The organism is Sphingomonas sp. SP2, assembly GCF_058313385.1.
The window spans coordinates 2,022,355-2,045,410 of sequence record NZ_JBZFLD010000001.1 but is presented as its reverse complement, the minus strand read 5'-3'; the positions used below and the strand labels follow the sequence as shown (position 1 = coordinate 2,045,410).

Genomic DNA, 23,056 nt, shown 5'->3' with positions numbered 1-23,056 from the left:
AGCGGCGGCGCTTACTCGCCGAGCAGCGCGCCAATCTCCACCGTCAAATAATCGCGATAGGTCCCGGCCTGCTGCCCGGCGATGCTCGGCACCTGCACGTCAAGGCTGTGGCGGCGCCGCCAGAGGTTCGCCGGCGGGATCGGGAAATCGCGCTGCGGCGAACTGGTGGTGAGCAGGTCGTTGTCGAGCTGCGGCAGATAGGCCGGGCCATTGCTGGTCGCGACCCCGCCGCGGCGAAGGACATAGCCATAATCCGAGCGCACCGTCAGCCGGTAGGGGACGTTGGCATAGGCATCGAAGCTGACCGGCGCATCGGCCCGGTCGCCGTCGCGCAATTCGCCAAGATCGAGCCCGCGGCCGATGGCCGGGACCAGCCCGATCGCGGCGCCGACGCGGATCACGATCTCGAACGGGGTCTGCGCCTCGGGCTCGCCCTTGCCGTTGTTGAGGCGGACCGCGGCGCGGACCTGCGCGCGATAATCGCCCGGCGGCACCACCTGCCCGCGCGGCACGACGAGGTAGAAGGTCTCGCTTCCGGCAGTGACGTTGAAGAAATCGTCGCGGCCGTGGCCCTGTCCGCCGCGCTGGTCGCTGATCGCGGCGAGGAGGCTGGCGCCGCTTGTTCCGGCGAAGCGGATCGAGGTGCCGTCGCTCTGGGTCGCATCGATCGGATCGATCTCGAGGAAGAGGTTGCGGTTGGGCGGGCAATTGATCGTGTCGAGCCGGATCAGGAAGTCTGAATTGGCCGTCGCCGCATCGAACGGATCATAAGTGACGATCACGGTCTGCGGCTGGATCACCGGCGCCTGGACCGCGCAGCCATTGTCAGCCTGGGCGGGTGCCAGAGGCAGGACTGCAGCGATCGCAGCGCCCGCGAGGATGGTCCACTTGGTCATGGTCGCTTCTCCCGTCGCCCGGACGGGCGGAGCGTTGCAAGGTCGGCGAAGGAATCCGCTTCGGCGGGGATCACGAGGTCGTAGAGATTGTCGCCCGCGCTGATCTGCCAGCGACCCGGCGACAGGCCCGATGCGCCGAGCTTGCCTTCGCGATTGGTGAAGATGGCGACGGTCGGCGACTGGGCGACGTCGGTCCGGCGAGCGGTCCCGGCGATGAGCGCGACCGGCTCGCCGCGCGCGTCGAGCAAGGTGCCGATCACGGTGACGTTATAGTCCGAGCCGACCACCACGCGGCGGCCGCTGTGGAGCCAGGCGAAGAAGGATTCATTGCCCTCGCCGATCGAATAGCCCTCGGGCGCGTCGGGCACGTTGAAATAGACCGCGCGCGGCGAATAGGAGGAAAGCGGAACGAGCGCCGGGCCGAGCGTCCCGCTGCGTGCTTCGACCACGTCGCCGACGCGGCTTCCGACCACGACCTGCGCGCCCTTGAGGCTGCGGTGCGGAGCGACGATCGCGAAGCTGTCGGTGAGGTAGCGGCCGAGCGCGAGCTGGCCGTCGGCGAAGGCGAGCGTGCCGCGAACCCGGGCCGAGCTCTGGATGGTGCGATTGTCGCTGTCGCCGCCAATCAGCGCCGCGCGCTGCGACACTTCGAAGTCCCCGCGGTTGGTGCGCCAGACGGCGGTGCCGTTGAGCCCCGCGACGCCGTTGGTGCGGCTTGCCTCGATGTTCCAGGCGATGGCGTCGATCGGGCGCTGCGGCGAATAGAAATAGCCGATCCGGGCGTCGTCGATCCGGCTGTCATATTGGGCGGTGACGAGCGAGTTGCGGCTGCGGCGCCAGAAAAAGGTCGCGCCGAAGACGAGGCCCGAGCGCTGCTCGAACCCGGCCGACGCATTGATCTGCATCCCGTTGGCGAGCGAGTAGCCGGCGCTGCCGCGCACGGCATAACGGTTGCGCTCGCCGTTGCGGCCGATCTGGTAATCGGCGCCGAGACCGAAGGAGAGGCGGCGGCTGAGCGGCTGGCTGTAGCGGCCCGAGAAGAACCAGACGGTGCTGTTGCCCGGGCGATCGGTTTCGACCCCGCCGAAATTCTCGCTGCGATGTTCGGCGAACAGGTCGATGCGCCGCGCCCCAAGCTCCTGCGCGAGCGGCGAGGAATAGCGATACTGGAGCCGCGCCGCATAGCCGCTGCCATAGTCGCGCAGGTGGCTGACCGAGGCGTTGGCGGTGAACAGGCCGACGGGCGTGCCGATGATCGCCTCGGTGCCGAACTGCTGGCGGGTACGGGTCGCCTGGAGGTTGGCGCCGGCGGTCACCTGCTCGGACAGGCCGCGCCGGTAGAAGCCGGTCACCAGCGGCTGCTTCGACAGATAGGACCGCCGGCCGCTGTCATAGTCGCTGCGGATGCCGAGCTTGGCGTCATATTCATCGACGCCCTTGGCGAGCAATTCGCTGTCGAGGAAGAAGTCGAAGGTGACCAGCCGGCGGCCGCCCGCGGGGTCCTCGATCAGCAGCTGGACATTGTTGGCGCCGCCGGTGAGCGGCAGGTCCTCGAGATTGTAGTTTCCGGCATCGAGGCGCAGCGTCTGCGACGGCGCGCCGTTGACGATCACCGTCACGGTCGCGGGATCGTTGAGCGTGATCCGGCGGCCCGCACTGGCCGTGTAGACGCGGTCGGGGCGGAATTCGCGCAGCAGCTTGGTGACACCCACGCCGGCCAGCTCGGGCTGGTCCTGGAACACCTGCGGGATCGAAAAGAGGTCGCCGGCCTGGAAGCGCAGCGAGCTGTCGGGCCGGTCGTAGATCAGGCGCGAGGCATAGCGGCTGAAGGAGGGTGCGCGATTGCCGTCGTAGGTGAACTGATTCTCGAACGAGACCAGATTGAACAGGCGGCCGTTGAGATCGAAGTTGGCGATCGGGCGGCGCAGGCCGGCGTCGGGACCGCGGTGGATCCAGTCGAGGCTGCCCTGGTAGCTGAGATAGGCCGCGAAGCCGGACGAGGTGTCAGGCAGCACGCCGACACTGTCGCGGGCATAGCCGAGGCCGAGCGTGCGCTCGGGTCGGCCCGAGGCGTCGAAGCTTGCGGTGAGATCGAGTGCGGCGGGATCGAAGGCGAGGGTCAGGCCCGCGGCCGACAAAGCGTCGAGGCTGGCGTAGCCATCGCTTGCGGGGATGGCGCGGATCCGGTCGAGGAAGGCAGGGGTCGCCGAACGGCCGAGCGCCGCGGCGACATCGGCCAGCGAAACGGTGACGCTGTCGTCGGGCGCGATGCGGACCGCGACCTGCCCGAGCGGGACTCGCTCGCGCAGCGGCACGACGAGGTCGATCGCCTGGCCTGAGGTATTGAGCTTCGGACGCGGGGCGGGGACGGCGGCGGGCGAGGGGCCGATCGGCGCCGCGGCATCCTGCGCGAATGCCGCCGAGGGGCCGCCCAGCAGCGCGCTTCCCGCAAGCAGCAGGACAGTGGCGCGGCGGGCGCGGGGATGAGCGGACCCGGCCATGGTCGATCAGGCTTCGCTGGCGGCCTTGATCGTCACGTCGATGGCGCCGGTCGCGGGAACGCCGGCGACGGGAATGAAGAGCGAGCGACGGGCATTGGCCGGGACGAGGCCGAGCCCGAAGGCCTTGCCCGTTTCGTCGGCGCCGACCGACTTGCGCCACGACCCCGAGGCGAGGTCGAGCACGGTGCTTCCGACATAGCCGTGCGCCGCGCCCTTGTTCTGGAAGGTGATGCGGATGCCGGGCTGCTTGTCGGGCCCGACCGAGCGCTCGACCCCGGCAATGGCGATCGCGGCCTTGGCGCGGGGCGGACGGACCGCGACGACCGAGCTGATCGAATAGAGGACCTCGATCTGCGCCTTGTCGCCGGTCGCGGACTCGCTGACCGGAAGCTCGGACGAGGAGAACATGTAGAGCTTGCTCTGGGCGATGGCGGGATCGCCGACATAGCGGACCCGGAACACCTGGCGCCCGCCAGCCGGAAGCTGGGCGATGGCGGGGAAGATGAGGAAGTCCTTCGAGGCGTCGGCGCCAAGCGCCAGTTCGCCGCGCTCGGGCAAGGTGAAGCTGTTGACCTTGATCTCGATCGCCATCGGCTTGTTGCGGTCGTTGACGACCTCGATCTGGCCGTTGACGCCGGTACCGCTGGCGGAAAGGTCGATGATGATCGGGCGGACGAGCAAGGCGAGGCTCGGCGTCGCCAGAGCAAAGAGCCCCATCAGGAGCGCTGCCAAGGCGAGCAGCACGCGCGGGCGGGACTTCATCATGGACGCAACTTTCCTGGACAATACGCGAGACAGTCGGCCCTAGCTTTAGGGACGGGGCCTTACCGGAATGTTGAAGAAGGGGAGCCCCAGCCGGAGCCCCCCTTCCCAAACCGATGTGGTCTTAGACGATCGGACGGATCTTCGCGACCAGGCGATCGGTGTAGCGGCCCTGGATCAGGAGCTTGTCCATCGCCGGAACCTGGATGCCGACTTCGAACGCACCAGCGCGGGCTTCGCGGATGGTCGAGACCGAGGTCTCGGTCGTCGCGGCGGTCGAGGTGGTCTGCGCGCCATTGCCGTCAAAAAGCAGGGCGACGTTGTACGGGACGAGGCTGACGAAGTCCGTGTCGGGCGTCGTGGCGCTATTGCGCAGGCCGCCATTGGCCGACTGGACGGTCAGGTCGTGACCGGTGTTGCAGACCGCCTTGGCGATCTTGTAGCGGCCGAACGCGCCCTTGACGGTGTTGTCGCTCATGTTCTGGATGTCGAACTCGAACGAGCCGTCGCCTTCGGCGGCCGAACCCGGCGCACCCGGGGTGACGGTGGTGCCGGTCACATTTTCACCGCTGCTCGAGGTACCGAACTTGCAGAACGTCTGAACGCTCGCGCCGAGGTCATAAAGGCCGATGGCGTCCTGGCCGTAGGTCTGACCCTGCCAGTCGGCGGCCATCGCCGGAGTGGCGAGGGTGGCGGCGGCGGTGGCGATCATTAGGAACTTCTTCATGGTACTACTCCCCTTTACGTGGGGGCACCCGTGGGGGGCGCCGAGGTCAAACCGTCAGGTGGAAACTAGGAGACCGGACGGAGGTCATGCCGAGCGAACCGCGACGCGGCACCCCCGTACATCTGGTGATGTCAGCTGCCATTCTCCCCGCCGAGGATGGGGGTGAGAGTCAGCGTGACTCGATCCTGGTAGCGGCCGGCGAGCAGCAGGCGGTCCTGCGCTGGAACCGACACAGCGATATGGCCGCGGCCGGCGGAAACCGGCTGGGTGGTGCGGGCCGAACAGGCGGCCTGGTCGGGCGCCATCGACTGGCTGGTGCAGCTCAAGGCGGCGCTGCCGTCGGGCAGTTTGACGATCGCGTCATAAGGTACGAGCGAGGTGAAGGCGGGGTCGCTGGTGCCGACGCCGACATGCCTCAGACCGCCATTGTTCGAGACCATCGCGACCCGCACGGGCGAATTGCACTGGACGGTGAACGGCAGGTCGATGCGGACCGAGCGGACGGTGTCGTTCGCGGGGTCGGCGAGTTCGGCGATGGCATTGTCGCGGGCGCCTTGCGCGAAGGTGCAGGCGGGCACGATCACGCCGCTCACTTCATAGCGCAGCGACGGCACGAGATTGGCGGGGATCGAGACGCTGGCGGCCTGGGCCGGCATGGCGGCGAGGCACAGCAGCGGAGCGAGAACGCCGTACGCAACAGGACGCATGAACACCGATCCCCAGATCCTCAACAGATGCGTTAAGGACTTCGGCTAACTTCCCCGCAGCGCGAATCGGTTAACAACTCTTTAATGCGCGTTGTTGATCTATTTGGGAAGACGCCATTTTCTGACGCGCTTCTCCTGTGCCGAAATAACACAGCGACAAATCCTGCTCTTGTCAGGCAAGCAAATCTCATCGCGACACTTGCTCGAATCCGGCTCTTTTTTTTGGATGTCCAGCGCGCGGCAAGCACGCGACTGTGGCTAGAGTCTCGGAGGATTTTCCGCGTCGGGCGCCGGTTCGGGACGGATGAATATCCGGAAGACTTCGGGATGCTCGGCGGCAATGCGCTTTTCCAGCCGCGCGATCAGCGCCTCGACCTCGGGCACGCGCAATTCATCCTCGATGTCGATCGCGATGGTGGCGATGACCTGGTCGGGGGCAAGCTGCGAGGTGGTGATGTCGATCACCCGGCTGACGCAGCTTTCCTCGGCGGCGATGCGGCGGATCGACTTGCCAATCTCGGGCGAGGCTCGTTCGCCGATCAGCAGTTCCTTGCTTTCGCGTGCGAGGAGAATGGCGACCGCGGCGAGCAGAAGCCCGATCAGGATCGAACCCGCGCCGTCGATCCACGGCGTGCCGCTGCTGGTCGACAGATAGGTTGCGAGCGCGGCGATGACGATGCCGATGAGCGCCGCGCTGTCCTCGAACAGGACGAGGAAGCGGGTCGGGTCCTTGCTGTTGCGGAACGCGCGCCAGAAGGTTTGCCCGCGGCGGTCGGCGTTGAAGCTCTTCCAGGCAAACCACCAACTGCCGGATTCGAACAGGAAGGAGAGGCCGAGGACGGTGTAATTGATCCACGCCCGGCTGATCGGCTCGGGCTCCATGATATGGATCACGCCCTCGTAGATCGAGACGCCGGCGCCGAGCGCGAAGATCAGCAGCGCGACGATGAACGACCAGAAATAGAGCTCGCGGCCATAGCCGTAGGGGTGGATGGCGTCGGGCGGTCGGGTCGATCGCTTCTGTCCGTAGAGGAGCAGCACTTCGTTGCCGGAATCGACGACCGAGTGGACCGCCTCGCTGAGCATCGACGAGCTACCGGTCAGCGCCGCGGCGACGCCCTTGGTAACGGCAATGGCGAGGTTGCCGATGAGCGCCGCGATGACCGCGGTGCGCGAACTATGGTCGGCCACGACGCAGGTCTTCGGTGGCAAAGGGCGGGCGCGGCGTCACGCGCCGATCACGGCTGCGGTCTTGAGCCAGGCGGGCGTGTCGCCGGGCCCGGGCGGGACGGCGGCAAGCAGCGCCTCGGTGAAGCACTCGCGCCACCAGACCACGTCCTCGCGCTCGATATTGTCGAACATCGCGCGCCAGCGGGCGACCCGTTCGGCCTTGTCCATCGCGAGCGCGGTGCGGATGGCGTCGGACATTTCCTCGGCGCTGTAGGGATTGACGAGGATGGCGTCCTTCAGCTGCGCCGCGGCACCAGCGAAGCGCGAGAGGATGAGGACGCCCGGATCCTCGGGATCCTGCGCGGCGACAAACTCCTTGGCGACGAGGTTCATCCCGTCGCGCAAGGGCGTGACGAGCGCGATCCGTGCGGCGCGATAGACGCCGGCGAGTTCGGCCCGCGAATAGCCCTGGTTGACGTAGCGGATCGGGACCCAGTCGAGATCGGCATGGGCACCGTTGATTCGCCCCGACAGGCCCTCGAGCGTGCTTCGGATCCGCTGGTAACTTTCGACGCTTGCGCGCGAGGGCGGCGCGATCTGGAGGAGGAAGACTTCCTTCCGCTCCTCGGGGTTCTCGATCAGGAAGCGTTCGTAGCCGAGGAAGCGCTCTTCGAGGCCCTTGCTGTAGTCGAGCCGGTCGACCCCGACCATCATCGCCCGGCCGCTCGCGCTTTCGCGCATCTGGGCGATGACCGTCTTGGCCTCCTCGCTCTTCGCAAGCGCGGCGAATTCGGCGCTGTCGATGCCGATCGGACAGGTAATGAGGCGGATCTGCCGCTCGCCGAGGCGAAGCACGCCGCCGGCATAGGTGCCGCCGCATTCGAGCACCACGAAATCGACGAAGGACTGCAGCCATTCGTCGGTGTGGAAGCCGATCACGTCATAGGCGAACATGGTCGCGACCAGCTCGGGCGCTTCGGGCAGGGTCAGCAGCAGCCGGCGGGGCGGCCAGGGCGTGTGGAGGAAGAAGCCGATCCGGTTGCGGCAGCCGCGCTTGCGCAACTCCGCGCCGAGCGGGATCATGTGATAGTCTTGCACCCAGACCGCATCGTCGGGCTCGATCAGCGGGAAGACCGTCTCGGCGAACCGCTCGTTGGCGCGCTGGTAGCCGCCCGCGAAGCCGCGCTCATATTCGGCAAGGTCGATGCGATAATGGAAGAGCGGCCACAGCGTCCGGTTGGCGTAGCCGTTATAATATTCCTCGACGTCCTGTTCCTCGAGGTCGACGGTCGCGGTGGTGACGCCCTCCTCGCGATGGAAGGTGATCTGGCCGGTGAATTCCTCGGTGACATTGCCCGACCAGCCGAACCACAGGCCGCGGCTTTCGCGCAATGCCGAGGTGAGCGCGACCGACAGGCCGCCCTGCGAGCCCGCGGCCCCGCCGGTCGAGGCGGCGACGCGATTGGAGATGACGATCAGTCGGTTCATCGGACCGAACTCCAGGGTTTGCTGAGCAGGACGGCGCAGTTGATCGTCCCGACCAGCGAATAGGTCTGCGGGTAGTTGCCCCACAATTCGCCGGTCTGCGGATCGATGTCCTCGGACAGGAGACCGGCACCGGTGCGGCGCGAGAGCATCTCCTCGAACAAGGCGCGGGCGTCGGCTTCGCGGCCGGTCGCCTGAAGCGCCTCGATCAGCCAGAAGGTGCAGACGTTGAAGGCGGTTTCGGGAAGGCCGAAATCGTCCTCGGTCGCGTAGCGGAGCATGTGCGAGCCGCGGCGGAGTCCACCCTCGACCGCGCGAAGCGTGCCCTGGAAACGCGGGTCCTCGGGCGCGAAGAAGCGGAGGTCGAGGAGCTGGATCAGGCTCGCGTCGAGGTCGCTGCCCTCGAAGGTCGCCGAGACGAACTTCTCCTCGTCGCGCCAGGCGTGCCGTTCGATGTTGCCGCGGATGATCCCGGCCTTGTCCGCCCAGTAAGCGGCGCGCGCGTCGAGGCCGAGCGCACGGCCCGCCTGCGCCAACCGGTCGCAAGCGGCCCAGCACATGGCGGCGGAATAGGTGTGGACATGCTTGCGGGTGCGCAATTCCCAAAGGCCCGCGTCGGGCTTGTCGTGAAGCGCGAAGGCGCGCTCGCCGATCTTCTCGAGCGAGGCGAAATCCTCCTCGGTCGCGACCCGGAACAGGCGGCGGTCGAAGAAGGCCTGGACGTTGGAGAGGATGATCTGGCCGTAGGCGTCGTGCTGGATCTGCTCATAGGCCTGGTTGCCGACCCGGACCGGCCCCATGCCGCGATAGCCGGGCAGGCCCTGTTCCTCGCGCTCCTCGAGGCCGGCTTCGCCGCTGACCCCGTAGAGCGGCTGGATGTCGCCACCCTCGGCATCGTCGACGATGTTGCGAAGGTAGACGAGATAGCCTTCGAGCACGTCGAGCGCGCCCAGCCGGTTGAGCGCCTGGACGGTATAGTAAGCGTCGCGGATCCAGCAGTAGCGATAGTCCCAGTTGCGCTGCGAGCCGGCATGTTCGGGAATGGAAGTCGTGAGCGCGGCGACGATCGCGCCCGTCTCCTCATGCTGGCAGAGCTTCAAGGCGATGGCCGCGCGGATAACGGCGTCCTGCCATTCGACCGGGGTGGCGAGACCGCGCACCCATTCGCGCCACTCGGCGGTGGTGTGCGCGAGCATGTCGGCGGCGGTCCGCGCGACATCGTCGCTGAACGGCTCGTCAGGACCGAGGAAGAAGGTCAGCGGTCGCTCGATCCGGAAGGCGCGCTCCTCGCGGACGAGCGTGACTGGGGCGTCGGTGGTGAGCCGCATCGGCAATGCCGGAAGAGCGAAGCGGATATGGTTGGAGCCGCCGGGAAGCGGCGCCGCGGCCTCGCCCCAATTCTGCGTTGGGCGGAGGCGCACGCGGATGCGGGGGCTGCCCGCGACCGGGCGAACCATCCGGACGAAGGCCGCAGGGCGATAGGCTCGGCCGAGCCGGCGGAAGCGCGGGCAGAAGTCGATGATCTCGATGGCGTTGCCAGCAGCATCGGTCTTGCGGGTCGAAAGGATGGGCGTGTTGCGAAGATAGCTCTGCTCGACCGAGACCTGACCCTCGAGGTCGATCGCCCAGAGGCCGCGCTCGCTCTTCTCGCCGCCAAGAAGGGCCGAGAAGAGCGGGTCGCCGTCGACGCGGGGGACGCAGGCCCAGACCATCTCGGCGTTGGAATCGAGCAGGGCGCTGACCTGGCAATTGCCGATCGGCCAGAGGTCGAGGTCGCTCATGCCAGCACCTTGCGGGCCTGCTCGAGCCATTCGTGGACCGCCGCCACGTCGGCAAGGCCATAGGTCGCGGCGGTGGCGCGTTCGGGACCGACGAGAATCCCGGCACCGCCGAGCGCGGCGGCCGCGGCGAAGCCATGCTCGTCGGTAAGGTCGTCACCGACGAACAGGGGGCGGGTGCCGGCCCGGGCGGGCTCGGCCATGATTGCGTGGACCGCGCTCCCCTTGTCGCCGGTCGCGGGCTTCAGTTCGAACACCATCTTGCCGGGCTGTACGGACAAGCCCGACAAAGCGGCGGCCTCGTCGGCGGCGATCCGGCAGGCATCCTCGGCGCCTGGCGCCTTGCGATAGTGGAGCGCCGCGCCGAGCGGTTTTTCCTCGACCAGTACGCCGGGATAGTGAGCCTCGACCTCGTGCAGACGGGCGAGCGAGCGGGCGAAGCCGTCGGCGCGGGCGGGCGTCTCGCCGTCGCGCTCGATCCCATGACTTCCGGCGACGGCAAGCGCGAGTGGGGCAAGCCAGGCGCGGACGTCAGCCGAGGCGCGGCCACTGACAAGCGTCACACGCCCGTCGAGCTTGTCTACCAGCGCGGCGAGCAACGGACGAAGGGCTTCGGTCACCCGAATGGCGTCAGGGCTTGGCGCGAGATCGACCAAGGTACCGTCGAAGTCGAGGAACAGGCTTGCGCCTTGCAGCAGTTCGGGTGGCGGCGAGGGAAGCGGCATCGGTCCTGCAAATGAAGTTGGTGGGAAAAGCACAAGCGAAGGACAGCCCCGGCGAACCATCGTTGCAGCAACAGAACATCCGCTCGCCCTGCCTGTTCCCCGCCGAAGTGGCGCAAGACGGGACAGATATTGGCGTTAACCTCGACTCATAACCGTAATTCACCGACAAGGGCGGCCGCGGTGCGACTCGCGATGTTGGCGAGCGTGCGGCCCGCATTTGGCGAAGACGGCAACGGGCGAGCCGCCCGGCGGGAAATGGCAGCCTTGTCAGGGACGGACATCTTCATCTCCTACAGCCGGTCGGACCGGACCGTCGCCAGACACCTGGCGCAGCGGTTCGAGGCCGAGAATTTCACCGTCTGGTGGGATGCCGCGCTGCATTCGGGCGAAACGTTCGACGAGGTGATCGAACGCAATTTGCGCGCCGCCCGCGCGGTCGTCGTCCTGTGGTCGCCGCGCTCGGTCGCCTCGCGCTGGGTGAGGGCGGAGGCGACGCTCGCGGACCGGCTCGGCAAGCTCGCCCCGGTGGTGATCGAGGAATGCGAGCGGCCGATCATCTTCCAGCTGACCCACACCACCGACCTCACCGAATGGAATGGCGACGATGATGATCCCGTCTGGCGGCGGCTGATCGACGATCTTCGCCGCAATGTCGGGCGCGCGGCCGAGGATGATCCGGCGGCCGAAGGGCGGTCGGTGCGCCGGTTCGATCCCGCCGCGGCGACCAGCCGCCGGGCGATGCCGGAAACGCCCGAGCCCGCCGCGCCGATCGCCGCCGCGCAGCTGGTCGCCGAACGGCGCCCGCCGCCGGCTCCGACGCCGTCCGAAACCACCACCCGTCACGAGCTTCTCGCCAGCGATCCGCTCGAGCCGCACGTCAGCACCTTCCACCTGCTCGAACTGTCGGGCAGCCGCGGGCGCGAGAACCGCTATGTGGTCAGCACCGCCGGGCTCAAGATCGGACGGACCGCGCCATCCGACATCATCCTCGCCGATCCGACCGTGTCGCGCGCGCATTGCCTCGTCGAGCTCGCCGACGATCGGCTGCGCGTGATCGACTTGCGCTCGACCAACGGCACCTTCGTCGACGGGCGCAAGGTCGAGGGCATGGCCTTTCTCGAGGTCGGGTCGGTGCTGAAGGTTGGAAAGATCGAATTGACGCATCGGCTGGGCAGTCCGGACGACTGCTGACAGGCCGGGGGGCAGGGGGAGACAGACGCCACGTGACGACAGCTCATCCGCCGCGGCCGCGGATCACGCTCAACCTCGGGATCACCGGCCACCGCGCAAGCGTGCTTTCGCCCAATCTCGTCGCCTTGACCTCGCCGATCCTCGAGCGGGTGTTCAGCGAGCTTCGGCGCTCGGCCGAACTGCTGGCGAGCGATCATCCCGACCTCTTCGCCGCCGACGCCCCGCAGGTGCGGCTGCATACGCCGCTCGCCACCGGGGCCGACCAGATGGCCGCCGATGTCGCGCAGCGTTGCGGCTTCAAGGTGCGCGCGTTGCTGCCCTTCGCGGCGGAGGACTACAGCGCCGACTTTCGCAAGGGGAAGGAGCTGACCGCCTTCATCCAGCAGCTGACCACCGCGCACGAAGTGTTTGCGCTGCCGTCCGACCGGGCCGATTCCAACGCCGCCTACGTCCAGGTCGGAAAGGCGGTGATCGCAGCCTCCGACATCCTCATCGCGGTGTGGGACGGGAAGGACGGCAATGGCCCGGGCGGCACCGCGCATGTCGTCGACCTTGCCCTCACTTCGGCCGTGCCCGTCATCCACATCCCGATCGATCGCGACAGCTGCACCGCCGGCGAGCCGCGGCTGATCTTCGGGCGCGACCTGCTCGATTATGAATCGACGCCCTTGTCCGCTCCGGCGGCCATGGCGAACCTTATCCGCGACACCTTGCTCCCCGCCGATCGCGACGAGCAGGCGCATATCCGAGGCTATTATGACGAGCGCGAGCGCACCGCGAACTGGCGGCTCGAATATCCGCTGCTGCTGGCCATTCTCGGGGTGAAGAAACTGGCGCGGCGGCCGTGGCGGCAGAGCAGCGTCGCCGACGATATCGCGCACGACTGGAAGGATGTCCGCGACCCTGGCGGCCCCGAAGTGTGGCAGCCGATCGCGCAGGCCTATGGCTGGGCGAACTTCCTCGCGATCCGCTACGCGCAGCTGTTCCGAAGCGGTCACATCACCAATTACGTGCTGTCGGCGCTGGCGGTGAACCTTGCCCTGTTCGGACTGATCGTCCCGTCGATCAAGCTCTACCTTGTCTTCGCCGAGCTTGGCGTGATCGGGCTCCTGTTCCTCAATACCAAGGCCGGGACGCAGGGCAACTGGCACCGCAAGTGGCTGCAATATCGCTATCTCGCCGAGACGCTGCGACCGTTCCTTTATCTCAAGCGCACAGGCATGATCGGACCGCCTTTCCGCAGCCAGGGAAGCGTCCACGCCATGCACCGGCGCGGCGGGGCGGACTGGACGCATTGGTATGCCGCGGCGGTGTGGCGGCAGATGGACTGGCCGGTCGGCGAACTGACGGCGGATTCGATCCGCCACCTTGCCGACGACGTGGTGACCGAGCAGCTCCTTCCGCAGGCCGCCTATCACAAGGTCAACGCCGAGCGGATGCACAAGCTCGACCACCGGCTGCACGAGATCGGCAACTTCCTGATGGGCGCGGTGATCGCCGCCTGCTTCCTCTACATCATGGGCTATTTCCTGATCCACGAGTGGACCAAGACGCTCACCGGCGCCTTCATCTTCCTGACTGCCGGGCTGCCCGCGATCGGCGCCGCGGTGTTCGGGATGCGTGGGCATGGCGAGCATCTGCTGGCGGCGAGCCGCTCGGCGCATACGGTGAAGGCGCTGAGCGGCAATGTCGAACGGCTGCGCGGCGCGGCCAAGCTCGACCAGCTGGCGAAGGAGCTCGAGGGCAGCGCCAGCATCATGCTCGCCGACCTCAACGAATGGACCGCGAGCTACAGCGAGCGCTCGCTCGAGATTCCCGCCTAGAGCTGATCCGTGTCGGTGGTGGTGCGGGTCCAGAGCCGCTCCATCGCGATGTATGTGAAGGACGCGCTCCACGCGACCATCACGAGCCCGGTAAGCGCCTCCATCCCCGCGATCACGCGGATCGGTCCCTCGGGCACGATGTCGCCGATCCCGAGCGTCGTGTAGGAGGCGATCGAGAAATAGAAATGGTCCTCGAACCAGCCGGGCCCGCCGACCACCGCGCCCATCAATCGGCCGTATCCGGCAAGGTCGAGCGCCGACAGTGCGAAAGCGAAGAGCACCACTTCGAACACGTGCGCGGCGAACAGGACGAGGATGATGAAGAGCAGGGGATGTCCCATCCGGCGCGGGCCGTCGACCACCTGTTTCAGCGCGCGCAGCACGAGCAGATGCACATAGCAGCACAAGGCCGTCAGCCCGGCCGCGACCGTCAGTGTGACCAGCACCCCAATCCCCATGTCGTCATCGGATGGAAGGCTCAGCGCCGGCTGGCGTCCGAGCTACGCTTTACCAGGAACACGAGATAGGCGCGGGTCTGCCGGGCCTGCTTGATCAGGGCGTCGGCCTGGCGGTCGGAGCGGACTCCGCGGAAGCTGTCCTTCAGGCCTGCGAGGCTGCTGTCGTAGGTCCGCGCGAGCTGCGCGTTGGCGCGCAGCAAGTCATAGGCCGCGCGATCCTCGGGCGCGCTTCCGCTGCGCGCCCGGTCGCCCATGCGGATGACGTCCCGGGCCATGCCGCGGCCTTCGCTGACGATCGCGTTGAACTGGCTGACGGTTGACGACGACAGCTGGTCGGCGGATTGCGCGGGCGCGGCGGCGGCCTGCGCGGGGGCGGTCGCGGCGGTGGTCGGCGCGGTGCTGAGACGCGGACGCGCGACCGTGGGCTCGGGCAGGTCCTTCACGCGCGACGCGGCGGCAAGGCGCTGGTCGTCGCCTGCCTGGAGCGCGGCGATGCGGTCGGCCGCACCGCCGAAGCTGCGATATTGCGCGACGAGCTGGCGGACCTGTGCAAGCGCGCCACCCGGATCGCCTGCGGAGCGGGTGCGCTGCTCGGCCCCGCGTGCTTCGGCAAGGCTGGTGCGAAGCGCAGTGACCGCGGCCTGACGATCGGCGGGGAGGGTCGCGGGATCGGCGTTCGACCAGGCGATCTTCTGCGACACCTGCTCGGCCCGCGCTTCGATCCCCTTGATGAGGCTCGCCGCGAGTGTCGTCGCGGCGCCCCGGGCCTGCGCGCTGGCATCGGCATCGGACGGCGCCGGCGTCGCGCCGAAGGCCTGCGTGAGCGCGGTGATCGGCGCCAGCGCCTCCTCGGGCACCTTGGCCGCGGCGGCCTCCTCGCCAAGCTCGGTCAGCGGGCCGACGAGATCGGCCGCGGGCACCACTGCGGCGGCGGCGGGCGCGGGGGTGGGGACCACTTCGACCGCGCCGTCCTCGCCGCTCGGTGACGGATCGCGACTGGTCAGGGCATAGCCGCCCGCGACCACCGCCACGAGCGCCGCCGCGATGCCGCCGACAAGCAGGCCGCGCGAGGGCGATTTGGTGTCGCTTTTTGCCGGCTCGGCAGCGGCGGGCGCCGGTTTCGACGTCGGCGGCTCGGAAGGGCGCGCGCCCTTGTCGGACGCCTTCGCCGTAGCCGCCGCAGCCGCCGCAGCCGCGGCCTTGGCGGGGGCGCTGTCCTTGGCGGGCTTCTTCTCCGCCTTGGTATGACCGGCGCGCTTGAACTCGGCCTTTTCGGGATGGTCGGGAACGCCGGTCTCGAGCGGAACTCCGGCCTGGCCGCGCGCGACCGGCGCGATCGGCATGATCGATTCCGAGCTGGTGTCGAACGGCACGATCCGGGTCACGTCCTCGACCTCGTCGCCCGCCTCGTCCGGCGCGTCGAGCATCGCGAGCCAGGCGCCGATCGACTGCGGGCGGTCGGCGGGCCGGACCGCCATCGCCTTGTCGACCGCCTGGAGGAAGTTGCGGCTGTAGCCCGGCCATGCCTTGTCCGCGAGCGCCTCGCCCGCGCCGCCGTGCATCCGCTCGAGCACCTCGGGCGGCTTGGTCCCCGTGACGCATTCGTAGAGCACGACGCCGAGCGCGTAGATGTCGGTCCACGGGCCCTGGTCGAAGGTCTTCACATATTGTTCGATCGCCGCGTAGGGCGGGGTGTGGAAGGTGACCTTGGTGCTGGTCGCCTCCGCCGCCTCGAAGCGGGCCGAGCCGAAGTCGATCAGCACCGGCTTGCCGCTGTCGTTGATGAGGATGTTGGGCGGCTTGATGTCGCGGTGGAGGACACCGACGCGGTGCGCGCGGTCGAGCCCCTCGGCGATCGGCCGGATGATCGCAAGCAGGCTGCGCTCATTCCACTTCTGGCCCTGCTTGATCAGCCGCGACAGCGACATGCCGTCCTCGAAGTCCATCACCATGTAGGCGGTGCCGTGGATCTCGAAGAGGCTGCGGACGCTGACGATGTTCGGGTGGCGCGAGGGGGTGGAGAGGTTCCAGAGGAGCTTGGCCTCCTCGACGAACTTCTTGAGGCCGAGCGCGTGGACTTCCTCGGCGTCGCTGTCGATCGGGACGACGGTCGCCTCGGCGTCGCGTTCGCTGATCGAGCTGGGGAAATATTCCTTAATCGCGACCAGCTCGTTGAAGTAGATTCCGCGGCCCTTGTAGACGATGCCGAAGCCGCCGACCCCGAGCACTTCCTCCAGGCGCCATTCGCGGAGCACCGTGCCCGGCGGCAATGCCTTGGTGCTGTACGCCTTGTTCACGCGTGCCCCCCTGACATGTCGAGATGATTAACAAATCGCATAACGCTCGATTGATTGCTAGTGTGATGGCGGTTTTCCGGGGGAGGTGAGGCGATGCGCTTCGAAAGCGTCAGCAGGACCCATGTCGGACTGAAGCGCAGAATTAACGAGGACAATTACCTCGAGCGGCCCGACGTCGGCCTGTTCGCCGTCGCCGACGGAATGGGCGGCCACGAGGCGGGCGAAGTTGCGAGCGCGCGGATTGTCGAGGCGCTGGGCCTCCTCAAGCGGATCGACGGCGACAGCATCAGCGAGGCGCTGGACGAGGTGAATGCGGACCTTCGCGCCCTCGCCCGCGAAGGCGAGGGGCCGCGGACCATCGGCAGTACGGTCGCGGGCGTCTACCTGAGCGACGGGGCAGCGACCTGCTTCTGGGCGGGCGACAGCCGCGCCTACCGCCTGCGCGGCGGGCAGCTCGAAGCGCTGAGCCGCGACCACAGCCTCGTCCAGGAATTGCTCGACGCGGGGATGATCGATCCCGAGCGCGCCGAGGATCATCCCAACGGCAATGTCATCACCCGCGCGGTCGGCGCCGCGGACACGCTCCGCCTCGACCTCAAGGCAAGCGACTGCCGCGCGGGCGATCTCTATCTGCTGGCGAGCGACGGGGTGACCCGGCTGATCCCCGACGCCGAGCTCGCCGCCGCGCTCCAGTCGACGCCGAGCCTCGCCGAGATCGCCGACGGCCTGGTCTGGACCGTCCTCCGCCGCGGCGCGCCCGACAATCTCACCGTGGTGCTGGTTCGGGCTGGCTGAGCCTCGCGGCGCGCCATCGCAGCAGCACCAGCAGGCAGGCGACCGGGGCGAGCCAGATCACTCGGCTCTGGTAGCGGTCATGCACGTCCGACAGCGTGCCCGTGACGAAGGCATTGGCGAGCAGCGCCGCCAGGATCGCAAGCAGCAGCGACGCGGCCACCGTGTCGCGTCGGCGGAGGGCGAGCGGGAGACAGGCGAACAAAGCGAGCAGCCCGAGCGTGCTGACAAGTCCTGTCGCGGCCTGAAGAGGGTAGCTCCTTAGTGTGCCTTCCATCTGAGGCGATTCATTGATCCGTTGCTGCAGGTTGGGGCGGAATTCGCGCAGGGCGCCTTGCAGCGCGCTGCGCGGGTTGCGGCAGACGCCCGGGCATTCGTCATCGAGCACGCGGTAGGAGAAGAATTGCTCCACGGTGGCGTCGATGGCAGCGGCGGCGAAGGCAGCGGGCGACTGCAAGAGTGCCCCACGCGTGGCAATGCCAAGCTGCCTGTCCCAGTCGACGCCTGGCCGGTCGCCTCGCTGCGCCCAGACGGTCTTGAAGAAGACGCTGTCGGGCGACCAGAGCAATTGCTGGCTGTCGCGGGGAAAACTCGGCGCAATCGCGCAGAGGTCGCGGATTCGCGGGTCCTCCGAACAATGCTTACTAAGCCACGGCTCGATGAGCCCGTCCTCATTGAGGCTGGCGTAGAGGAAGGCCGAGCTGCGTGGCGCATAGGTCGTGGTGTGGATGAAGCCGGTGTTGGCTGCGAGCTGGATTCCCACGGTGAAGAATAAAGTCAGGCCAAGTGCCGCGAGCCGTGCGCCCACGTCCCTGAATGCCAGACCGCCGCACCAAAGGACGAGGAGTGTCGCGACCACACTGGCGACTAGCAATGCTGGAAAGGTCGAATGGGTCAGGCAGACTATTGCGGCGGCCAACCAGAGCAGGGGTGAACCCGGCGCGCTCGGCGCCCGGCTTGCGAGGATCCATCCGAGGAGAATTGTCGGCACGGCATAGGCGTCCGGCATCAGCTGCGCGGCATGCCAGGGCCCCGTCGTCGCCGCGAGAAGGAGCAATGGCCATGGCCAGAAGGTCGCCTCCAGTCGCTTGGCGGTGGCGACAAGCAGCAGGGCGATGGCCGCCAGCTGCGGGATTAGCGCAAGCCACAACCCGGGGATCCCCCACGGCATGGCGAAGGGTTTGAGATAGGCCCCGTAGAAGCTGCTCCGGTCGGTGAGCCAATAGTCCCCCCAGGCCACCATCAGGTAGCCCCCGCTGTCGGGAAAGAAGAGCGGCAGGCCATTCAGGAGTGCGGGCCAGAGCAAGACTAGGATCAGCAGCGCGCCTGATGCGACATTCGTCCCGCGCGCGGAGGTGAACGGTACGGACCTCATCCTCTGCCAGCCCCCCAGCATGCCTCCGCCGGAACCTGCGGCGGTGGATGGTCATTTACCTGATCGAAAGGGGAAGCGATCACAAGAGCGGGGCGATTGGAAGGACAGGGTCCCGCGTGAACAGAGTGCCGGTCATCGCTGCCGTCAGCCGGACCATGTACCGGCGCTCGCTGGGCGTGCTCGGTGTGCTCGAGGTGCGACTTCCCCAGATCATGCTCGGCTGGTTCTGCCTGATTGCGCTGGCGAGCCTGCTGCGGATCGCGATCAGCCCGCTTGCCCATCAGGGGCTGAGCGGCGACCTCATGCTTCCCTATCTCCTGCTGGTCGGCGCCCCGGTCGCCTCGCTCATGCTGGCGCTGCGCTGGTTCGACGATGCCGATTCCATGCCGCAGCCGGTGACGCGCCTTGCCATGGTCGGTCGCTGGCAGGCTTTGTCGCCCATCCTTGCGCGCCGCCACCCGCTCTACGGGACGAGCGGGATCATGGTCTCGCTCCTGGTCGGGCTGCTCCTCAACATTCCCTTTCGCGCCGGCGAATATCTCCTGACCATGCCCGCCATCTCGGCTGCAGCGCCGGGTTGGCTCGCGGGCCTTCATTTCTGGATGACCTTCGATGTCGTCCTGATGAGCAGCCTTTACGCCATCTGTTTCGCAGCGGCGCTGAAGCGCGTGCCGCTGTTCCCGCGGCTGCTGCTGCTGGTGTGGATGGTCGACATCGCGATGCAATTGCTGATCGCCCATGGCGCGGTGGGGGCGGGACTTCCGACCATCGTTGCGACGCCGCTTCACCAGCTGCTCGAAAAGAATGTCACCAAGGTGCTGATCAGCATGGGACTGTGGCTTCCCTACCTGATCCTCTCGACCCGGGTGAACGTCACCTACCGGCACAGGATACCGGCCTGAACGGCACGCAAATTTATTTGCGACTCGCGGGAACTTACTTTGGCCATCGATTCGCAAACGTTGCGAAGCTGTTCTGATTAACCCGTCATATCCGTTGCTTTTCTGTCCGGTAATGGGACGAGCGATTGTTGGCGATCATGCGAAGATGTCGCAAATCTGCCGATATCTGCGTATCTTTCCAGCAACTTAGACGCGAATTTCTGTCCGAGCACGTCTAACGCGTGTTAAACCGATATGCTTGACAAGAGTTTAAGGAAGGGTCCCACTGACGTCAGCGATGTGACCTCGGACACTCAGCCAATCCCTTGAGCGTAACTTCGGGGTTGGTGCGATGGGGATGGTGAGTGGTCCGCTTGAGGTTGCGCCGCCTGGGGAGGTGCAGGGGCGAATTGGCGCCGGCCTTCATTACGCAACCTAGGGGACTTCACATGTCGAACTTCATCAAGATGCTCAAGGACGAGTCTGCGGCTTCGGCGGCGGAATATGCGCTGATCCTGGCGATCGTCGGCACCGCCATTGCGGTCGCCGCCATCGGTCTCGGCAACTCGATTGCCGGCGCCATGAATGACGCCAGCACCTGTATTGACACTCCCAACGCCGCAAACTGCGACTAACGGATAGCGGGGAGGTAGCCCCAGGCTGCTTCCCCGCACTTTTCGGCGGTTGTTGCACACCCGTCACAGCTTAACGGCGTTTTTTACGCTAAGTTAGTGAGCGAGGGGGACTCGTGGGATGCTGAGAAAGCAGTCTCTGATCGCGCTTGGGGTGGCCATATTGCTCGGCCTCGTCGCCGTCTATCTCGCCAACATCTATCTTCAGTCGCGCGCCAATGCGGACCAGGGGCCTGCCGAAGGCATGACCCGGGTCGCGGTCGCCGCCGTGCCGCTGGGCTACGGGACCGAGCTGACCCCCGACAAGATCCGCTTCGCCGACTTTCCGTCCGCCACCATTCCCGCCGGCGTGTTCCGCAGCGGGGCCGAACTGCTTCCCGCCGGCAAGCGCCGCGTGGTGATCCGGCCGATGGAGGTGAACGAACCCATTCTCGCCGGCAAGATCTCGGGCGAAGGGCAGGGCGCGTCGATCGCCGCCACCCTTCCCGACGGGCGCCGCGCCGCGACCGTGCGGATCAATGACGTGTCGGGCGTCGCCGGCTTCATCCAGCCCAACGACAGCGTCGACGTCCTCATCACGCGCACCAACCAGCAGAGCCAGCAGCTGACCGACGTCCTGCTCCAGAACGTGCGCGTCATCGCCATGGGCCAGCAGGCCAATAATGCGAACGGCCAGCCGGTGGTGGCGAGCACCGCGACGCTCGAGGTCGCGCCCCTGGATGCGCAGAAGCTCGCGCTCGGCCAGCAGGCCGGGTCGCTCAGCCTCGTGCTGCGCAAGCCCGGCGCGCAGGAAGACATCATGGGGGTGAAGACGGTCAGTCTCGCCGACCTCCGCTACAGCCTCTACGGCGGCGCGCCCGTCGCCGGCCAGGCCGCGGCCGCGCCGATCGCGCGCCCGGTGGTCCGGGTCATCCGCCAGCAGGCCGCGCCGCGGCCGCGGGCCCCGGCGCCCGCGCCGGCCGCGCCTTCAGGAAGCAACGTCCAGGTGGTGCGCGGCACCGCTGGCAGCGATTATCGGGTGGGGGACTATGCCGGTGGCAGGTAAGGGAAGGGCATTCGCCGCAAGCCTTGCGCTTGGCGTCGCGAGCATCGGCCTCACGCTTGGCGCGGCGGCGCCGGCCGCGGCCCAGCGCGTCTCGAGCGAGACCGACGCGGTCCATGCGGGCGAGCTCGCGGTGCCGGTCAACAAGAGCCAGGTGCTGCGGGTCGACCGGCCCTATTCGAAGGCGCTGATCGGCAATCCCGACATCGCCGACGTGCTGCCGCTGACCGACCGCTCGATCTACGTGCTCGGCAAGAAGCTCGGCACCACCAGCCTCACCCTCTACGACCGCAGCAATTCGCTGATCGCGGTGATGGACGTGGCGGTCGGACCCGACGTCATCGGGCTGCGCAAGCAATTATCCGAACTGATCGCCGGCGACCGCGTCGGCGCCCGGATGAGCAACGACAGCATCGTCCTCGAGGGCGTCGTGTCGAACGCGGTCGCGGCCAATCGCGCGGCGCAGATCGCCGAAACCTACGCGCCCGGCAAGGTCGTCAACCTGCTCTCGATCGGCTCGGCGCAGCAGGTCATGCTCGAAGTCAAATTCTCCGAGGTGAAGCGCTCGGCGCTGAAGCAGCTCGGCGCGGGCTTCTTCGTCGGGTCGGACGGGGGCAAGTTCAACGGCGCGATCGGCGGCGGAGCGGCGCTCGCCGGCTCGGGTCCGCCGACCCTCGGCGCGATCAGCGACAGCTTCGGCATCCTGACCCGCACCTTCCGCGCCTTCGGGACCAATTTCGAGGCGACCTTCGACGCGCTCGAGCGCAAGGGCGCGATCACCACGCTTGCCGAGCCGACGCTGATCGCGCTGTCGGGCGAGACCGCGAGCTTCCTCGCCGGCGGCGAATTCCCGATTCCGGTGGCGCAAGGCAACAGCGGCTCGTCGACTGACGGGCTCGCGAGCAGCGCCATCTCGGTCCAGTTCAAGCCGTTCGGGGTCAGCCTCGCCTTTACGCCGACGGTGCTTGCCGACGGGGTGATCAACCTGCTCGTCGAACCCGAGGTGAGCTCGATCGATAGCAGCGCGTCGGTGGTGGTCGGCAACCTTCGGATCCCCGGGCTCCAGACCCGCCGAGCCAAGACCACGGTCGAGCTTCGCGACGGCGAGAGCTTCGCCATGGCCGGGCTGCTGCGGAAGGATTTCCAGAGCACGGTCCGGCAATTCCCGCTGCTCGGCAACATCCCGATCATCGGCACCCTGTTCCGCTCGACCGGCTTCAACCGCGACGAGACCGAATTGGTGATCATCGTCACCCCGCGGCTGGTGCGCCCGGTCCGGCCCGATCAGCTGGCCGCACCGACCGACCGGGTGAAGGGGCCGGCCGACGCCGATATCCTGCTCTTGGGGCGCACCGACACCGGCGTGCCCCCGGTAGCGCCGATCAGCGGCGCGACGCCGCGGGCGGTGCCAGCCCCTGCGCCCACCTCGACGACGGGCGCCATGGCCCCGGCCGCGACCGCGCCGACCGGGCTCGACAAGGAGTATGGCCATGTCCTGTAAGAGGTTCGCGCCGCTCCTCGGTGCCCTCGCGCTTGCCGCCTGCCAGAGCGTCGATCCGGTGAGCCAGTCGCCCGATCCCTATTTCGGCGACGTCACCGCCCGCAACAAGGCGGTCCAGATCATCAATCCCGACCCCGTCTACACCGCCGATGCGGCGCTTCCCGGCGACAATGGCGAACGCGGCGCGAAGGCCGTCGACCGCTACGAGAAGGGCGAGGTCAAGGACACCAAGCGGATCAGCAGCGGCGGCTCGAACGGCGGCGGGAACGGCGGTGGTTCCAGCAACGGCTCCGGGGGCGGCGGCAACTAAGGT

20 protein-coding genes are annotated in these 23,056 nt (G+C 67.6%); 8 read left to right on the top strand and 12 right to left on the bottom strand.

Annotated elements, in window-relative coordinates; all coding sequences use genetic code 11:
• Positions 1–11: 11 nt before the first annotated feature.
• From AC4GYU_RS10385 to otsB, 9 genes are all read right to left on the bottom strand, one after another.
• Positions 12–896, bottom strand: coding sequence for a hypothetical protein (locus AC4GYU_RS10385; protein ID WP_491086807.1), 885 nt, complete (start codon positions 894–896; stop codon positions 12–14).
• Positions 893–3,397 carry a fimbria/pilus outer membrane usher protein gene (locus tag AC4GYU_RS10380; RefSeq protein WP_491086806.1) on the bottom strand — a complete coding sequence of 835 codons (2,505 nt, stop codon included), beginning with the start codon at positions 3,395–3,397 and terminating at the stop codon, positions 893–895. The genes AC4GYU_RS10385 and AC4GYU_RS10380 overlap by 4 nt, the downstream gene beginning before the upstream one ends.
• A gap of 6 nt (positions 3,398–3,403) precedes the next feature.
• Positions 3,404–4,162, bottom strand: coding sequence for a fimbria/pilus periplasmic chaperone (locus AC4GYU_RS10375; protein ID WP_491086805.1), 759 nt, complete (start codon positions 4,160–4,162; stop codon positions 3,404–3,406).
• Positions 4,163–4,283: 121 nt separating this feature from the next.
• A complete protein-coding gene (locus AC4GYU_RS10370; protein ID WP_491086804.1) occupies positions 4,284–4,886 on the bottom strand; it encodes a hypothetical protein in 603 nt (200 codons plus the stop codon).
• A 131-nt stretch (positions 4,887–5,017) separates the two neighbouring features.
• Positions 5,018–5,593 (bottom strand): hypothetical protein, encoded by a 576-nt coding sequence (locus AC4GYU_RS10365; RefSeq protein WP_491086803.1) that lies wholly within the window; start codon positions 5,591–5,593, stop codon positions 5,018–5,020.
• A gap of 258 nt (positions 5,594–5,851) precedes the next feature.
• Complete coding sequence (locus AC4GYU_RS10360) at positions 5,852–6,784, bottom strand: cation diffusion facilitator family transporter (protein WP_491086802.1); 933 nt, start codon at positions 6,782–6,784, stop codon at positions 5,852–5,854.
• 36 nt (positions 6,785–6,820) lie between these two features.
• Positions 6,821–8,251 (bottom strand): alpha,alpha-trehalose-phosphate synthase (UDP-forming), encoded by a 1,431-nt coding sequence (locus tag AC4GYU_RS10355; protein ID WP_491086801.1) that lies wholly within the window; start codon positions 8,249–8,251, stop codon positions 6,821–6,823.
• Positions 8,248–10,029, bottom strand: a complete 1,782-nt coding sequence (locus AC4GYU_RS10350; protein WP_491086800.1) for a glycoside hydrolase family 15 protein — start codon at positions 10,027–10,029, stop codon at positions 8,248–8,250. The genes AC4GYU_RS10355 and AC4GYU_RS10350 overlap by 4 nt, the downstream gene beginning before the upstream one ends.
• Positions 10,026–10,751, bottom strand: a complete 726-nt coding sequence (gene otsB / locus AC4GYU_RS10345) for a trehalose-phosphatase (RefSeq protein WP_491086799.1) — start codon at positions 10,749–10,751, stop codon at positions 10,026–10,028. Before otsB ends, AC4GYU_RS10350 begins: the two co-directional genes overlap by 4 nt.
• A gap of 255 nt (positions 10,752–11,006) precedes the next feature.
• On the opposite strand from otsB, the gene AC4GYU_RS10340 reads away from it, so the two are divergent.
• The gene (locus AC4GYU_RS10340; protein ID WP_491086798.1) at positions 11,007–11,942 is read left to right on the top strand and encodes a TIR domain-containing protein; all 936 of its coding nucleotides are present in this window, start codon (positions 11,007–11,009) and stop codon (positions 11,940–11,942) included.
• A gap of 32 nt (positions 11,943–11,974) precedes the next feature.
• Positions 11,975–13,765: a hypothetical protein gene (locus AC4GYU_RS10335; RefSeq protein WP_491086797.1), complete on the top strand. Its 1,791-nt coding sequence runs from the start codon at positions 11,975–11,977 to the stop codon at positions 13,763–13,765.
• On the opposite strand, the gene AC4GYU_RS10330 is transcribed toward AC4GYU_RS10335, so the two are convergent.
• Positions 13,762–14,211, bottom strand: coding sequence for an ion channel (locus tag AC4GYU_RS10330; protein ID WP_491086796.1), 450 nt, complete (start codon positions 14,209–14,211; stop codon positions 13,762–13,764). The two genes, AC4GYU_RS10335 and AC4GYU_RS10330, sit on opposite strands and share 4 nt — an antisense overlap.
• A 32-nt stretch (positions 14,212–14,243) precedes the next feature.
• Positions 14,244–16,520 carry a serine/threonine-protein kinase gene (locus AC4GYU_RS10325; protein ID WP_491086795.1) on the bottom strand — a complete coding sequence of 759 codons (2,277 nt, stop codon included), beginning with the start codon at positions 16,518–16,520 and terminating at the stop codon, positions 14,244–14,246.
• A gap of 93 nt (positions 16,521–16,613) precedes the next feature.
• Here AC4GYU_RS10325 and AC4GYU_RS10320 point away from each other — a divergent pair, with 93 nt between their 5' ends.
• Entirely contained in the window at positions 16,614–17,315 is a 702-nt protein-coding gene (locus AC4GYU_RS10320) for a PP2C family protein-serine/threonine phosphatase (protein WP_491086794.1), read from the top strand.
• Here the strand turns inward: AC4GYU_RS10320 and AC4GYU_RS10315 are convergent.
• Positions 17,287–18,687, bottom strand: a complete 1,401-nt coding sequence (locus tag AC4GYU_RS10315) for a hypothetical protein (RefSeq protein WP_491086793.1) — start codon at positions 18,685–18,687, stop codon at positions 17,287–17,289. The two genes, AC4GYU_RS10320 and AC4GYU_RS10315, sit on opposite strands and share 29 nt — an antisense overlap.
• 116 nt (positions 18,688–18,803) lie before the next feature.
• Between AC4GYU_RS10315 and AC4GYU_RS10310 the strand changes: the two genes are divergently transcribed.
• From AC4GYU_RS10310 to AC4GYU_RS10290, 5 genes are all read left to right on the top strand, one after another.
• Positions 18,804–19,589, top strand: coding sequence for a DUF2569 domain-containing protein (locus AC4GYU_RS10310; RefSeq protein WP_491086792.1), 786 nt, complete (start codon positions 18,804–18,806; stop codon positions 19,587–19,589).
• A 428-nt stretch (positions 19,590–20,017) separates the two neighbouring features.
• Complete coding sequence (locus AC4GYU_RS10305) at positions 20,018–20,203, top strand: Flp family type IVb pilin (protein ID WP_491086791.1); 186 nt, start codon at positions 20,018–20,020, stop codon at positions 20,201–20,203.
• A gap of 118 nt (positions 20,204–20,321) precedes the next feature.
• A complete protein-coding gene (gene cpaB / locus AC4GYU_RS10300; RefSeq protein ID WP_491086790.1) occupies positions 20,322–21,245 on the top strand; it encodes a Flp pilus assembly protein CpaB in 924 nt (307 codons plus the stop codon).
• A complete protein-coding gene (locus AC4GYU_RS10295; RefSeq protein WP_491086789.1) occupies positions 21,235–22,743 on the top strand; it encodes a type II and III secretion system protein family protein in 1,509 nt (502 codons plus the stop codon). Before cpaB ends, AC4GYU_RS10295 begins: the two co-directional genes overlap by 11 nt.
• On the top strand, positions 22,733–23,053 hold the full coding sequence (locus AC4GYU_RS10290) for a hypothetical protein (protein WP_491086788.1): 321 nt from the start codon (positions 22,733–22,735) through the stop codon (positions 23,051–23,053). The genes AC4GYU_RS10295 and AC4GYU_RS10290 overlap by 11 nt, the downstream gene beginning before the upstream one ends.
• Positions 23,054–23,056 lie beyond the last annotated feature (3 nt).

What these genes read in the sequence shown, in the direction of transcription:
- AC4GYU_RS10385 (WP_491086807.1), bottom strand. Translation starts at nt 896, where the DNA reads ATGACCAAGTGGACCATCCTCGCGGGCGCTGCGATCGCTGCAGTCCTG.
- AC4GYU_RS10380 (WP_491086806.1), bottom strand. Translation starts at nt 3,397, where the DNA reads ATGGCCGGGTCCGCTCATCCCCGCGCCCGCCGCGCCACTGTCCTGCTG.
- AC4GYU_RS10375 (WP_491086805.1), bottom strand. Translation starts at nt 4,162, where the DNA reads ATGATGAAGTCCCGCCCGCGCGTGCTGCTCGCCTTGGCAGCGCTCCTG.
- AC4GYU_RS10370 (WP_491086804.1), bottom strand. Translation starts at nt 4,886, where the DNA reads ATGAAGAAGTTCCTAATGATCGCCACCGCCGCCGCCACCCTCGCCACT.
- AC4GYU_RS10365 (WP_491086803.1), bottom strand. Translation starts at nt 5,593, where the DNA reads ATGCGTCCTGTTGCGTACGGCGTTCTCGCTCCGCTGCTGTGCCTCGCC.
- AC4GYU_RS10355 (WP_491086801.1), bottom strand. Translation starts at nt 8,251, where the DNA reads ATGAACCGACTGATCGTCATCTCCAATCGCGTCGCCGCCTCGACCGGC.
- AC4GYU_RS10350 (WP_491086800.1), bottom strand. Translation starts at nt 10,029, where the DNA reads ATGAGCGACCTCGACCTCTGGCCGATCGGCAATTGCCAGGTCAGCGCC.
- otsB (WP_491086799.1), bottom strand. Translation starts at nt 10,751, where the DNA reads ATGCCGCTTCCCTCGCCGCCACCCGAACTGCTGCAAGGCGCAAGCCTG.
- AC4GYU_RS10340 (WP_491086798.1), top strand. Translation starts at nt 11,007, where the DNA reads ATGGCAGCCTTGTCAGGGACGGACATCTTCATCTCCTACAGCCGGTCG.
- AC4GYU_RS10320 (WP_491086794.1), top strand. Translation starts at nt 16,614, where the DNA reads ATGCGCTTCGAAAGCGTCAGCAGGACCCATGTCGGACTGAAGCGCAGA.
- AC4GYU_RS10315 (WP_491086793.1), bottom strand. Translation starts at nt 18,687, where the DNA reads ATGAGGTCCGTACCGTTCACCTCCGCGCGCGGGACGAATGTCGCATCA.
- AC4GYU_RS10305 (WP_491086791.1), top strand. Translation starts at nt 20,018, where the DNA reads ATGTCGAACTTCATCAAGATGCTCAAGGACGAGTCTGCGGCTTCGGCG.
- cpaB (WP_491086790.1), top strand. Translation starts at nt 20,322, where the DNA reads ATGCTGAGAAAGCAGTCTCTGATCGCGCTTGGGGTGGCCATATTGCTC.
- AC4GYU_RS10290 (WP_491086788.1), top strand. Translation starts at nt 22,733, where the DNA reads ATGTCCTGTAAGAGGTTCGCGCCGCTCCTCGGTGCCCTCGCGCTTGCC.